Origin of the sequence: Fodinibius roseus (genome assembly GCF_900129315.1) — a bacterium.
GTDB classification, from domain to species: Bacteria; Bacteroidota; Rhodothermia; order Balneolales; family Balneolaceae; genus Fodinibius; species Fodinibius roseus.
Window position 1 is genome coordinate 132743 of sequence record NZ_FQUS01000011.1, and the last position, 13943, is coordinate 146685.

The 13943-nt window shown below is 51.1% G+C and carries 9 protein-coding genes; 6 read left to right on the plus strand and 3 right to left on the minus strand.

What is annotated here, in order from left to right; translation table 11 throughout:
• Positions 1-670: 670 nt before the first annotated feature.
• The 3 genes from purB to BUB16_RS11690 all read left to right on the plus strand — a co-directional run bounded on the left by purB (position 671) and on the right by BUB16_RS11690 (position 4156).
• Positions 671-1966: an adenylosuccinate lyase gene (purB, locus tag BUB16_RS11680; protein WP_073064185.1), complete on the plus strand. Its 1296-nt coding sequence runs from the start codon at positions 671-673 to the stop codon at positions 1964-1966.
• A gap of 83 nt (positions 1967-2049) precedes the next feature.
• Entirely contained in the window at positions 2050-3051 is a 1002-nt protein-coding gene (locus BUB16_RS11685) for a LuxE/PaaK family acyltransferase (protein WP_084088221.1), read from the plus strand.
• A gap of 22 nt (positions 3052-3073) precedes the next feature.
• On the plus strand, positions 3074-4156 hold the full coding sequence (locus tag BUB16_RS11690) for an acyl-CoA reductase (protein ID WP_084088222.1): 1083 nt from the start codon (positions 3074-3076) through the stop codon (positions 4154-4156).
• A gap of 197 nt (positions 4157-4353) precedes the next feature.
• Here the strand turns inward: BUB16_RS11690 and BUB16_RS11695 are convergent, their stop codons facing one another.
• From BUB16_RS11695 to BUB16_RS11705, 3 genes are all read right to left on the minus strand, one after another.
• Positions 4354-5358, minus strand: coding sequence for a metal-dependent hydrolase (locus BUB16_RS11695; RefSeq protein WP_073064191.1), 1005 nt, complete (start codon positions 5356-5358; stop codon positions 4354-4356).
• A 212-nt stretch (positions 5359-5570) separates the two neighbouring features.
• Positions 5571-7613: an LVIVD repeat-containing protein gene (locus BUB16_RS11700; RefSeq protein WP_211483157.1), complete on the minus strand. Its 2043-nt coding sequence runs from the start codon at positions 7611-7613 to the stop codon at positions 5571-5573.
• Positions 7614-7726: 113 nt separating this feature from the next.
• Positions 7727-8377, minus strand: coding sequence for a DUF305 domain-containing protein (locus BUB16_RS11705; protein WP_084088223.1), 651 nt, complete (start codon positions 8375-8377; stop codon positions 7727-7729).
• A gap of 564 nt (positions 8378-8941) precedes the next feature.
• Between BUB16_RS11705 and BUB16_RS11710 the strand changes: the two genes are divergently transcribed.
• The 3 genes from BUB16_RS11710 to BUB16_RS11720 all read left to right on the plus strand — a co-directional run bounded on the left by BUB16_RS11710 (position 8942) and on the right by BUB16_RS11720 (position 13929).
• Entirely contained in the window at positions 8942-10390 is a 1449-nt protein-coding gene (locus BUB16_RS11710; RefSeq protein ID WP_073064197.1) for an ATP-binding protein, read from the plus strand.
• 4 nt (positions 10391-10394) lie between these two features.
• Positions 10395-11924: an ATP-binding protein gene (locus BUB16_RS11715; RefSeq protein WP_073064201.1), complete on the plus strand. Its 1530-nt coding sequence runs from the start codon at positions 10395-10397 to the stop codon at positions 11922-11924.
• A gap of 247 nt (positions 11925-12171) precedes the next feature.
• On the plus strand, positions 12172-13929 hold the full coding sequence (locus BUB16_RS11720; protein ID WP_073064204.1) for a response regulator: 1758 nt from the start codon (positions 12172-12174) through the stop codon (positions 13927-13929).
• Positions 13930-13943 lie beyond the last annotated feature (14 nt).

Here is a 13943-nt window from a genome sequence, read left to right on the forward strand (position 1 = left end):
AAAAAAAAGAGAGACGGTACGCTGATAGAGAGAGCATTCGTAAAGGGAGAGACTGATGTAAGTCTCTCCCCAATCGAATGTGATGAGAAATACAGCGGGACAACGGGAAAATTGACAAAAACAGTCCTTTGGCTGAGAGTTTTAGACAGAACAAGAATTAATGACTCTCATGAGATCAAAAGAATTAAAAGCCGGTTTTGTAATTCGCAGTATCAGTACTTACGAACACTGGGAAAAGTCGCAGGGTCTGTTTCGAGAATGAATCTGAGTCTGTAGGAGGGGATATGGCAACTCAGCAAAACCATGAGAAAAGTGAGCAAGATTGTAAACCTTGACTAAACCTCAAAATTCGTACTCTTTCCCAAGAGTATTATATGGGGTCGAGCCTGGACTGTGGAAATCAGCCCAGGCTTTTTTTATTCATGACAGCTTACCAAAAACCTACAGCGTCATGCACGGAGAACCGGGGACTTGGCCTGGCAAGACTCTTTTGCTATCTCTGCCGGATGGCAGGTTTTAACATATCCTGCATAGCTCAGTTTCCTGCAAGGGCCTGAAACTATGGCAAGGATCTCGTACCAGCGGCCGCACGTTTGTCTTTTCTCCTTTACAAATAAATCCGATATCTTTGGGACTGCATAAGAACTCAAAATTATTGGATCAGAATTTCATGATTGAGCGATATTCCCGCAAAGAGATGGCCGATATATGGTCGCTGGAAAACCAGTTCCAAGCCTGGCTCGAAGTTGAGCTGGCTGCCTGCAATGCCTGGAGCAAGCTGGGCAAGATTCCCAAAGAGGACGTCAAAAAATTATATGACAAGGCCTCCTTTGATGTCAACCGTATTAAAGAAATCGAAAAGCAGACGCGTCACGATGTGGTGGCTTTCACGCGTTCTGTTTCTGAATCGCTTGGTGAAGAAAAAAAATGGGTGCACTACGGGCTGACGTCCACGGATGTGGTGGATACCGCCAACGGCTATCGCCTGAAACAGGCCAATGAGATTCTCCGGAAGGATATCCGGCACCTTATTGATGTGCTTGCAGGGAAGGCCAGAGAGCATAAGTTCACGGTGATGATGGGCCGGACGCACGGAGTACACGCCGAACCGACAACCTTTGGACTCAAATGCGCGCTCTGGTATGCCGAGATGAAGCGAAACCAGGAGCGTTTTGAAGAAGCGGCCGATCAGGTAGAGTTTGGTAAGATGAGCGGATCGGTGGGCACCTTTGCCAATATACCGCCGGAGGTGGAAGAGTCGGTTTGTGAGGAACTGGGACTGAGCGCCGCTCCTATATCCACCCAGACCCTGCAGCGCGACCGGCACGCAAATTATGTGTCTACGCTGGCGCTTATCGGTTCCACTTTGGAGAAAATAGCGGTCGAGATACGTCATCTGCAGCGCAGTGAAGTGCGAGAGGCTGAAGAGTTTTTCCGGAAGGGACAAAAGGGATCCTCGTCAATGCCCCACAAGCGTAACCCGGTGAGTTCTGAAAACATTTCGGGATGCTCGCGCGTGTTGCGCGGCTATATGATGTCGGCCTATGAGAATATTCCTCTCTGGCATGAACGGGATATTTCGCATTCCTCCGTCGAGCGGATCATCCTGCCGGATGCCACCATTTTACTGGACTATATGCTCAATCGTTTTTCCGGGGTCGTGGAGAAACTGACTATCTATGATGATAATATGCACGACAACATTTACAAGACGTATGGGCTGACGTTTTCGCAGCGGGTACTGCATATGCTGATCGATAACGGAATGTCGCGTGAAAAAGCCTATGATACGGTCCAGCCGCTGGCGATGCAGGCGTGGGAGGAGCAAAGGATGTTTCGCGATCTCGTGGAGGCGGATGAGACGGTACAGGCGAACCTGACAGAAGAGGAGATCGAGGAGGCTTTCAACCTCGATCACCATACCCGAAACGTAGAGCGGATTTTCGAAAGGGTGGGCCTGAAATGAGTGATCTCCTACTGGTAAGCCCTGGCGAGGCAGCGTATTTTGGTATAGCATAACACTATTATGGTTACACTCGATATTCTGTTTTGAGGAGAAATTGGCCTGATATCATATTTTCGGATGAGCTCTCGTTTGAAGAGAAAGCGAGAGGAGTCTTTGAGTACCAGGTTGAGCAAAACCCGGTCTATCGGCGATACTGCGGGGCGCTGAATCCCGAAATCCCTGAACATGCGGAAGAATACGTTGACACGCCCCCCCTGCTTCCCATCAAAGCCTTTAAGGATGCCGGGGTCACAACCCGTTCTCCTGCAGAAGCTGACCTCGTATTTAAAAGCAGCGGCACTTCCGGCATGAAGCGAAGCGTGCATTATGTGGCGGATTCCGGGATCTATGAGCAGTCGCTCTTAAAGGGATTCCGCCGGTTTTATCAGTTGGATCGTTCGGTCATTTGGGGCTATACCCCCGGTTATGCCGAAAACCCCCATTCGTCACTGATCTATATGATTCGCACGCTCATCAATCGGGACTCCAGCGGGTTAAGCCGGTTTCTGCCGCTGGAGGAGCCCCTGGAGGAGGACGCCATCCGGGAGGTCGTGGAAAGGGGAAAACAGCTCATTCTCTTTGGAGCGGCATTTGGCCTCCTGGATCTGCTTGAGCTGGAAGAGACGTCCTTGCCTTCGAACAGTATAGTCATCGAAACAGGTGGCATGAAAACGCACCGTCGCGAGATCTCCCGGGATCGGCTGCACCGGAGGTTAGCAAATGGCTTTGGGCTGGATGCCAGCCGCGTTCACTCGGAATACGGGATGGCGGAGCTGCTGAGTCAGGCATACGCTACCGGGGGCAAGTGGTTTAAAACGGTTCCCTGGCTGAGGGTCACTGTCCGGAATCCGGATAACCCGGCTGAAGTGTTGCCTCCCTATAAAGAGGGACGGATAGGCCTCATCGACCTGGCCAATGTGTACAGCTGCTCGTTTCTGCTTACCGGCGACAGAGGGGTAATGGACCGTAAGGGCCGGTTCCGGGTAGGGGGACGCTGGGACCCGAAAGACCTGCGGGGCTGTAACTTCTTAATTGATGAGGATTAATTTTTTTTAATCTATGGCAGATATGGAAAAACGCATTGAGGTCCTGCTTGAAGCCACGCAGAGCTGGCTTCACCCGGATAACCACTACCTGATGGATGCCGTCGACCGGACCATTCAGGAAGGCTATTTTAGTTTTGAGGATGTGCAGTTTGCCATCGATGCCATTCAAAAAAGCATTGACAGGGAAGCGGTACAGGCGTGGGCCGGGGAGACGGGGGTAGACGGGGAGAATAGTCATAATGCACGAAAGACACAGAATCAGAATGTGCTATGCCTGCACGCCGGTAATTTGCCGCTGGTGGGGTTCCAGGATGCATTCAGCACGCTGCTGAGTGGCTCCCGCTATACGGGTAAGATTTCACGCAAGGACCCGTACCTGTTGCCTACTTTTTTGAACGAGGTGAAGAAGACGGCTTTATGGACCGGCGTCAATGTGCAGTGGGCGCACAGGCTGGATGATTTTGAGGGTATGCAAAATGATGCCGTTATCTTTGCGGGATCCGAATCGTCGGTGCCGTGCGTCAAGCAGGCGATCCGAAAATGGAATCTTGCCGGGGATGACTGCCGTTACCTCATCCGGACGGCCCACTTCTCGATCGCCTTCCTGGATCGAAAAGAAGAGCGTGTGATCGATGAGCTGGTGGAAGGGATCTTCCGCTACGGGGGCAAGGGCTGCCGGTCGGTAGCCCTGGTGGTATCGACCTATTCGCTGGATGAGATCAAAAGTGAGCTCCGGGAAGCGGTGTATTCCTTCTGGCTGGAAAATCCCCAGCATTGCTGTCCCCCGCCCGGACTTAAACAGCAGTACGCCTATAATGAAGCTGTAGAACGTCCCCAGCTGTGGCTGGAGCATTTTTTGGTGCAGGAAGGGGGACTTGAGTTCGACCGGAACTTTGTCTGCTACTGGGTGCAGGGTAATGAGGAGACGGTCACGGAGATAGCGGAACAGTATGAGCGGGAATTACAGAGTGTTTACATCTCCCATCCCGGTGTGGATATACAGGGCCTTGAAAATCAAACGGAATCTCTTGCCGAGGCCCAGCAACCAGCGATTTCATGGAAGCCGGATGGGGTGGATACGCTGGCCTGGCTGGTGAATTTATAGCGTCCCGTCACCAGCGGTCCCTTGGACTGTTAATGAGCGTTTGCAGCAGCAAGGTTACCAACCTTCATTCGGTCTCCTTGTGTTAGGTTTGGGGTTGTGTGATGACTTGCCGAATCTACGCAAGGAGACCTTTATTTTCTAATTGGTACACAGTCGATGGGTAAGTACCTACCATAGCGGTGGACGAGGTCGGCTGTTCACTTCGCCGGCCGTCCCAAAAGCATCTCCATAAAGGCCTCGCGCACCTCCGTGCCCGCATCCCGGTAGGTTTTGAAATCCACATGCTGGTCCGCCTTTGCCGTGTCAACTTCAATGCCCCACAGAGGCTTCACGGAGGTGGGAAGCATGGAATAGCGTCCGTCGCCGATCACGTTGTCATGATTTGGATGGGTTGTGAGAATCCCGTCGGAAAGAGCAGAAAAGCGTTCGATATCCCGGAATAAGGTAGTGCTTTTTATATGCCCGAATTGCTGCTGCCAGGGGAGGAGCGCTGCCGCTTCGCCTTCATATACAACCGGTTCGGCAAAGGGCAGGAGCCGCGCACCGTAGGCGTACAGGCTGTCGCCGCTCACATAGCGAATGCTCCATAGCAGCTCATTGGCAATGGTCGGTTTGGCAATGAGCTGTTGAACAGGATGATGGCGCTGCTCTGCCAGGGTACACGCCAGGTCCTCGGCTCTCTCGCGCTGTATCAGTCCGAAGAGCAGGTACAGGGAAATCCAGCCGAAGGCGATCCCAATAAAACGTTTTTTCCTGTGATAGAATGCCAATGCTACGGCCAGCACGAGACCCAGGGAGAAAAGAGGATCAAAAACGGAGATGATATTCCAGGCGAAACGCTCACCGGTAAAGGGCCACAGCAGCTGCACTCCATAACTGGTAAAAGTGTCTGCAAGTCCCGCTGTAGCATAGCCGAGCAGGCAGAAAAGGTATGTTTCCTTAAAGCTCAGCTTATTTCTGACGAACCACCAGAGCAAGCCGGAGGCCATAAGCGCCCCCGGGGGAATAAACACCAGCGCATGCGTGAACTGCCGGTGATACTCGAGATTCAGCAGTGGATCAGCGGAATGGCCGATCAGGACATCCAGGTCGGGCAGCATCGCGCTGACAAACCCGAGGAAAGCCGCCGGACGCGTTTTTTCCCTGTCTGTGAGAGGGGATGAAGCCGCGGCTCCGATAAGGCCGTGAGTAATGGGATCCATACGATAAGATTATTGAAGTTAGCCTGGAAAAATAGGGAAACAGTATCACCTCCTGAAAAATTATTTTAATAAATATTCGTAGGAAATAATTTATTAAAACGGGGAGGATAATGAAGTCCTCATCAGGTTAAGCAACGTATAACCCGGTGAGGACTTTTATAATCGAACGAAGGGGTATGACCGGCCGTGTGGCCTACCGATACCGATCCATGCTACCGCGAAGCCAACTCTCGCATGGTCGAGATCAGCTTTTGAACTTTTTCCTGCCGGGCAGAGTTTCCGGCATTATTAGCCACTTCGTCAGCCAGGTCGGCAAGGATTTCCTGTCGCTCGTCTCCGGAGGCGGATTCTGCTTCGGATAGTCCCCGCCTGGCAGCCGTGATTCTATCCATGGACAAGCCCTCTCCCCGTTCGAGCTGATCGAGGTACGCTTTGGCAAGGGCAAAAGTCGCCGGCCAGTCGTATTTGGGCTGTCCCTGGGGATTAAGCTGCTCAAACCTCACGGTGTTGGCCGCGGCAATTTCATTTTCGGTGAGATACGGACTCGGTTTTAGCTCAAAGATATCGAGTCCCCGCGCAATCTCCGAGTTAACAATGGCGCCATTGTACCAGTACACCGACCAGCTTCCTCCCATCTGCATGCGGGTAGAGTCCACGGGCCCCCGATCGTGGTAGGCAATTTCAACCGGATTTTCGGGATCGGTCCAGTCAAAAACAGAAATTCCGCCCTGGTACCAAGACTGCACCATGATGTCGCGATCCGGCACCGGAATCAGAGACCCGTTGTGTGCCACACAATTTTCCTGTTCTGTTTGCGGAGCAGGCATCTTAAAGTAGCTCTTGAACTCCATTTCATTGTTCTCATCGATCGTGAAAATAGCGTTGGCTCCCCATTCCTTCGGATCGTTTTCCCGGCATTTGGGCTGTGCGCCGCCCCCCCATTCATCCGTAAAAAGAACTTTGTCCCCTTCATTATTAAATGTGGCGGAGTGCCAGTAGGCAAAATTGGAGTCGGCTACCGCGTCGACACGCATCGGATTTGCAGGATCTTCAATATCCAGCAGGAGCCCGTATCCCTCACAGGCCCCGCCCGCCAGTCCGATTTCCGGGTACAACGTTATATCATGACACTGGTTGGGACCCCGTTCCTCCGGTTCATCCTCATTCCGGATGCCAAATCGTTCTTCCATTATTTCGGGAAGTTTTTCGCGCAGTGCCGCACTGTCGGACGCTGTCGGTTCACCGCTGCCTCCCCGTGCACTTACGATTTCATTGAGCATGGCCCGTACCATGCCGGGGGGGAGAATACGCGGCTGACCGGCGAACTCAGCAACAAAGGCGCCCTCTTCTTCGGCCTGTTTAATTTCGGCGAGATCTTCGGGAGACATCCCGTGAGTGGGGGGCGCATCCAGCTCGTCAAAAATGCGGGGGGAGTTTACGATTGCGGCCTGTTCGGGATGGTCGAGCGGGACCTTTATCACCTCGATGCGAAAAAGGGCCGTATTGGGATCCTCTTCCGGCATAGCGCTGGTGCAGCCGGGCAACTCTTCTTCCGGGCGTACCGGGGCGGATCCGGAAACATAGACATATACATTTTCCTCGTCTTTGGGATCATCCAGTACGGAGTGGGTATGAGAGCCGCGGCAGGTCTGGACGTTCGATACATATTCCGGATTTTTAATATCGGAGATGTCGAAAATACGGATGCCGCGAAGGCGTTCCTCACTCACGGTTTTGTCAACTCCTTCTGTCCCGCAGTCAAGGCGTCCCCCGAATCCCTCACCGGAGACAAACAGCAGGTCTCCGTATACGGAGACATCACTTTGGGAAGCGGGACAGACAAAATCAACCACGAGTTCCGGTGAAGACGGGTCGGATATATCCCAAACCATAAAGCCGTTATAGTTCCCCTGGATGGCGTAATTGTCTTTAAAGGCAAGATCGGAATTTGTAACCCCTATAAAATCCTCCGGGGGTGGTGTCTGGGATAGCATTTCCAGGTTCCAAATAGCTTCCCCGGCATCAAATAAACCCGCTTCCAATCCCACGCGGGGGTCGGGGGTGGGGGGGGCGGCTTCCGAGAGGGGTTTGATATCAGTAGAACTATAGTCTCCCGAAGGCGGGGACTCCATTTGCGAAGTAGGGGCACAGGAATAGGTGCCGAATGCTGCTACCAGCAATAATAACCAGAGGTAGTGTAAGCTGGCTCCGGCAGTACCGGCCGTTGAAAACGTGCGTTGGTAATCGTAATTCATCGTTATCTCTGTCTCTGTTAATGTTTGATATGCAATTGATTTTAAAACGGTAATAGAATACCGGTGACTGCTAACCGAATTTCATCACCATAAATCTTTGTGAGGAATACGGGCTAACCCGACCCGGCTAACTGTTCCAGCATCAGGTTCATACGGTCGATTTCGGTTCTCTGATCTACCTGAATATCGGAGGCAAGCCGGAAGGCCTCTTCATCCTGTGCCGCTCCATCGGTGGCAAAAAGATGTTCAACCATGTGGACGGCTCCCGAGTGATGTTCAATCATGTATTCCAGGAAAAGCCGGTTAAACTCAGGACCCCGGGCATTGGCAAGCTCTTCTATCTGTTCCTGAGAAAGCACCCCATGCATTTTTTTATAGCTGGTATAGGGTTCTCCCTCAATCTCAATCATAAGATTTAGTCCCTCTATCTCTATCTCGGGCACCGGCTGATCGCGGTCACGGAGCCACCGCTGCATGGAAGAAATTTCATCTTTTTGAGCATTGATGATACGGGCAGCCAACCGCTGGATTTCCGCACTCGCATTATTTTCGGGGGCAAGGCGCGACATAACGAGGGCCTGGGCATGATGGGCTATCATGCCGGTCATAAACGATACATCGGCCTCGGTGAAGTTCATCCGCGAACTGTCTACCCGGGCCCAATACAGGGCTTCCAGCTCAGGCCGGCCATTGTCTGGGTCACTCGTCGAAGGGCTGGTTGCGGTGTTTTCCGTGCTCTTGCACGCCGCGGTCCCGATCAACATGAGACATACCGCAATGATTCCGGGTGTGAATGTTCTTTTAAAATTTCTTCGTATCACGTGTAACGGTATAATATTTTTCAAAGGATGATGGTATCCCTTGGTTCCTGTCGTTATAAGTTATTATAATATAAGGGAAAAACCAGAACCGAAATGGTTGGCATGTATAATAAACTTCCTCTTTCTGAATTAGTTATCATGACAGGCAATGATAACTATTTTTTATCGGTTTTCCGTTCCCGATTTTCATAACATTTCCGGAATTATAGAACTCTTCGAAAAACCGGGAATTTTGTTCAGGGTCAGAGCCTCAGGGAAGTTGCACCCGCAGCATATCGCCCGTATGTGAACATTTCAACCGGCCGGTAACGCCGACATCGGCCAAAAGAACGGTTTTGCAAAAGGCTTCTTATAATTAACAGCGGGGAGTACTGGATTTGTGCTTGTATTTATAGGTATAATTCTGCATTGTGTGCTCAGAAAGACACGTACATTTTTTTAAAGTTTCTGGTCGGAACGCGAATATCTTCTGTTATACAGTTGTAGAAAAAAAATGATCCGCTAGATATGGCATTACATCCTGATGGAACACAATTAGGCACAGCACACCGCCTGACCCGTGCGAATTACCTGCCCCGGGTGGTGGGTTATGGGGGGGGATTCCTGGTCATCTCCCTGTTGATTATAGAACGGGGATGGTCCTACTGGAACTTACCGCTGGTAGCGATTTTTTTCCTGGGTTTTCCCCAGCTTGTGTACCTTGCGGCAAAAGCTATGCCGGGCGAAAAAAGGGTGGAGATAACGGCCATGATGATTGAATCCCTGGTATTGGGCATCTGGATTGTTTTTATGGAATTTTTTCTATGGGAATCATTTGCCTTATTTTCCGGCGCCCTGGTGGTAAATACCATGAATGGCGGATTTAAGCAGATGGCTAAGGCATTGTTACTCTTTATCCTCGGCCTGCTGCTCGGCGGCGCTGTGATGGGATTTGAGGTGCAGCTGGAGGGACCATTATATATAGAAATAATGGCGATGATCGTCCTTGTTTTTTTTATCGCCAATGCCGCCACCTCATTTTTCACTCAATCCCGGAAATTGACAGACATACGCAGCAAGTTGGAACATAGAAATAATGCGTTGAACGAGACGATAGCGGAGCTGAAATCGGCGAGGGAAGAGCTGGTGGAGAAGGCCCACAAGGCGGGGATGGCGGACCTGGCGACGGGGGTTCTGCACAATATCGGCAATATATTGAACAGCGTGAACATCTCCGCCACCCAGATCAAAGAGACCCTGTCCCGCTCCAAATTCCCGCAGTTCAGGCAGGCCAACGAGCTGCTGGCTGAGCACAGGGACGACCTGGAAGCCTTTCTGCTGGAGGACCCGCGGGGCCTGCAGCTGCTGAACTACTACCTGAAGCTGGAAGATCCCCTGGGAGAGGAGCGCGAGCAGCTGAAAGCTCACAGCGAGCGGCTGACTGAGAAGGTGCAGCTGATGACCGAGGTGATCGATGCCCAGCAGGATGTGGCGCGGGTGGTCCGCATCAAAGAGGAGTTTCAGCTGGAGGAGGTGGTCGAAGATACGCTGATGCTGCAGTCGGGCACGATCGAGCGCGACAGCCTGGAGATCGTCAAAGACTTCGCCGATACCGCGAAGGTGGTGGCCCAGAAGAGCAAGCTGGTTCATATCCTGATCAACCTGCTGCAGAACGCAAAGGATGCGATGTCGGGGATGGATGCCGGGCAGAAGCGGATCCGGATACGCACCTACGAGGAGGGGGAGGAGGTGTGCCTGTCGGTTTCCGACAACGGGGAGGGGATCAGGGAGGAACACCTGAAGAAGATCTTTGCCCACGGGTTTACGACCAGGGAAAAGGGGCATGGGTACGGGCTGCACACCTGTGCCAACTATATGTCGGAAATGGAGGGCGGCATCCGGGCGGAAAGCGAGGGTAAAGGCAAGGGGGCGACTTTTATCCTGACGTTTTCACCAGCGGGTCAAAAAAGGGAGTAGCACCATGTCGATATACTATCAAATTGTTAAATGGTTAAAAGACAAGGGGTTCGAGCTGGGAGAGGCCCATCCTTTGGCCAGGAATAATTATGTGCCCCGGCTGGTGGGGAATACGGCTGCGTTTATTGTCGTGGCATTGCTGGTCCTGGAGCGGGGATGGTCTGCCTGGTATTTCCCGTTCATGATATATTTCTTTTTGATTCATCCCCAGCTTGTGCTGTTAGCTTCAAAGGTGGTGCCGGGAACAAAAAAAATTGAGATTGGAGCGATGATGATTGACTCCTTCATCATGGGATTATGGATACCCTATATCAACTTTTTCCTGTGGGGTTCCTTTTCGTTCTTGTTGGCAAACATTATCACGCACGGCATTATCGGCGGTTTTCGCCAGATATTGAAGGCCCAGCTGCCATTTATCATGGGAATTATATTAGGGATCGGCATGACGGGGGTTACATTGGAACCCGACGCTCCTTTTTATATAGAAGCTACCTCCATGATATTGCTGTTACTTTATATGATTAACCTTGGCGGAACGTTTTATGAACAGAATATTCGTATTAAAAAGCTTAGCAATAACCTCGGGGAAAAGAATAATGCGTTGAACGAAACGATAGCGGAGCTGAAATCGGCGAGGGAAGAGCTGGTGGAGAAGGCCCACAAGGCGGGGATGGCGGACCTGGCGACGGGGGTTCTGCACAATATCGGCAATGTATTGAACAGCGTGAACATCTCCGCCACCCAGATCAAAGAGACCCTGTCCCGCTCCAAATTCCCGCAGTTCAGGCAGGCCAACGAGCTGCTGGCTGAGCACAGGGACGACCTGGAAGCCTTTCTGCTGGAGGACCCGCGGGGCCTGCAGCTGCTGAACTACTACCTGAAGCTGGAAGATCCCCTGGGAGAGGAGCGCGAGCAGCTGAAAGCTCACAGCGAGCGGCTGACTGAGAAGGTGCAGCTGATGACCGAGGTGATCGATGCCCAGCAGGATGTGGCGCGGGTGGTCCGCATCAAAGAGGAGTTTCAGCTGGAGGAGGTGGTCGAAGATACGCTGATGCTGCAGTCGGGCACGATCGAGCGCGACAGCCTGGAGATCGTCAAAGACTTCGCCGATACCGCGAAGGTGGTGGCCCAGAAGAGCAAGCTGGTCCATATCCTGATCAACCTGCTGCAGAACGCGAAGGATGCGATGTCGGGGATGGATGCCGGGCAGAAGCGGATCCGGATACGCACCTACGGGGAGGGGGAGGAGGTGTGCCTGTCGGTCTCCGACAACGGGGAGGGAATCAGGGAGGAACACCTGAAGAAGATCTTTGCCCACGGGTTTACGACCAGGGAAAAGGGGCATGGGTACGGGCTGCACACCTGTGCCAACTATATGTCGGAAATGGAGGGCGGCATCCGGGCGGAAAGCGAGGGTAAAGGCAAGGGGGCGACTTTTATCCTGACGTTTCCACCAGCGGGACAAAAGGAAAGAAAAACGGGCTTTGAAGACTCCATGCCACCCGGGAACTCCCCCGGGCAGGCAAATGATTGAGCCCTGGAATATCATTCCCGAAGGACTGAATGTCATGCAAAAGTATATAGCCTTGTAATATTTTTTGTATATTTATTGTAATAATATTGTAGTTATATCATTTCACACTATTCTTAATAGTGGTTCTATTTTTAGGAAAGTTTCTTTTTTAAAGTTTTCTCAATCATAACCGATAACAACAGAAGAGGCCGGGGCAAGGACTCCTGTAATGCCGGGGCCGGGTTAAGCATAAATCATACGTTCAGCTATGGAATACAAACAAAAGATTTTATTAGTGGATGATAATGAAGCCATCCATGAAGATATTGAATCAATACTTGTTAAGAGCAGGAGTGATGCTGATGCTGAATTACAGGAAATGACCAATGAGCTTTTTGGCACTTCGTCATCCGGCGGCGGAGAGGTGGTCGCGGACATAAGTTATGAGATTGACCACGCTTATCAGGGAGAAGAAGCCATTGAGATGGTCAAAGAGGCGGATGAGAGCGGCGAGCCGTACCCGCTGGTTTTTATGGATGTCCGCATGCCGCCCGGTATCGATGGTATCCAGACGATCAAAGAGATCTGGAAAGATCACCCTTATACGGAGATGGTTATCTGTACTGCTTATTCCGATTATTCCTGGGATGAGATTGTTCGCAACCTGGGCAGTACGGATAAATTGCTGTTTATGAAAAAGCCTTTCGATGCTACAGCCCTGAAGCAGACCGCCCTGTCGCTTATTACGAAGTGGAAGCTCCAGCAGGAATCCATTGCGTATACTGAAAAACTTGAAGAAGAAGTGCAGGAGCGAACAAAAGAGCTTAACAAGCTGCTTAAAGAGTACAAGAAGATGAAGGATAAGGCCGTGGAAGCTTCCGAAGCCAAAAGTGCTTTCCTGGCGAATATGAGTCATGAAATTCGAACGCCCATGAATGGCGTTATCGGAATGAACGACCTGCTGCTGGAAACGGAGTTGAACAGTGAGCAGCGCGAATTGTCCCGGATGGTTAAAACAAGCGCCAAATCACTGTTGCGGGTCATAAATGACATTCTGGATTTTTCCAAAATGGAAGCCGGCAAACTCGAAATCGAGGAAGTACCCTTTGAAATAAAGGATATTATGGAGGAAGTCGTCCATATACTCTCGTTTTCATCAGAACGTGATAATATCGAGATCAGTTACACGATTGATGATGAGGTCACCGAATCGCTAATCGGCGATCCGACGAGGATACGGCAGATTCTCGTGAACTACGGGAGTAATGCTATTAAGTTTACGGAAAAGGGAGAGGTTACATTTGAAGTTTCAGAGCTTGAGTCTGACAATGAGGATCATCTGATTCAATTTTCTGTCACGGATACGGGAATGGGGATACCGGAAGAAAAACAGTCCGGAATTTTTAAATCGTTTGCGCAGGCTGATTCCACCACCACCCGGGAATACGGGGGAACCGGTCTCGGGTTGGCCATATGCCGGCAGTTGGCAAAGCTCATGAATGGAGATGTAGGGGTGGAAAGTGAAGTAGGCGAAGGGTCAACCTTCTGGGTTAATTTACCCCTGAAAAATTATGAAGGCAACGGGAGCGAGAAAGACAGCGGGAACCGGGATGCTGCTGAGAATACGAAACCTCGCATGCGAAAGCACAGAATTTTGGTGGCAGAGGATAACAAGATCAATCAAATGGTGGCCAGAAAGATTCTCGAGAGAGAAGGGTTTGAAGTTGATATTGTTGAAAAGGGGACGGATGCCGTAAAAGCGGTGGAGGAAAACGACTATGCGTTTGTACTCATGGATATACAAATGCCTGAAATGGACGGGTATGAAGCGACTTCGATCATCCGGGAAGCCGAGGAGGTAAGCGGGAAGCATATTCCCATTATTGCATTGACCGCCTCCGCCCTGGAAAAGGACCGGGAGTTATGCCTTGAGGCAGGAATGGATGATTATGTTTCCAAACCGGTTGATAAAGAAGACTTGATCAGGGCATTGAAAGAAGCGGCACGTACGAACTACAACTTTTAAGATCGATTAAATTT

What these genes read in the sequence shown, in the direction of transcription:
- BUB16_RS11720 (WP_073064204.1), top strand. Translation starts at nt 12,172, where the DNA reads ATGGAATACAAACAAAAGATTTTATTAGTGGATGATAATGAAGCCATC.
- BUB16_RS11700 (WP_211483157.1), bottom strand. Translation starts at nt 7,613, where the DNA reads ATGAATTACGATTACCAACGCACGTTTTCAACGGCCGGTACTGCCGGA.
- BUB16_RS11705 (WP_084088223.1), bottom strand. Translation starts at nt 8,377, where the DNA reads ATGTTGATCGGGACCGCGGCGTGCAAGAGCACGGAAAACACCGCAACC.
- BUB16_RS11690 (WP_084088222.1), top strand. Translation starts at nt 3,074, where the DNA reads ATGGAAAAACGCATTGAGGTCCTGCTTGAAGCCACGCAGAGCTGGCTT.
- purB (WP_073064185.1), top strand. Translation starts at nt 671, where the DNA reads ATGATTGAGCGATATTCCCGCAAAGAGATGGCCGATATATGGTCGCTG.
- BUB16_RS11715 (WP_073064201.1), top strand. Translation starts at nt 10,395, where the DNA reads ATGTCGATATACTATCAAATTGTTAAATGGTTAAAAGACAAGGGGTTC.
- BUB16_RS11710 (WP_073064197.1), top strand. Translation starts at nt 8,942, where the DNA reads ATGGCATTACATCCTGATGGAACACAATTAGGCACAGCACACCGCCTG.
- BUB16_RS11695 (WP_073064191.1), bottom strand. Translation starts at nt 5,358, where the DNA reads ATGGATCCCATTACTCACGGCCTTATCGGAGCCGCGGCTTCATCCCCT.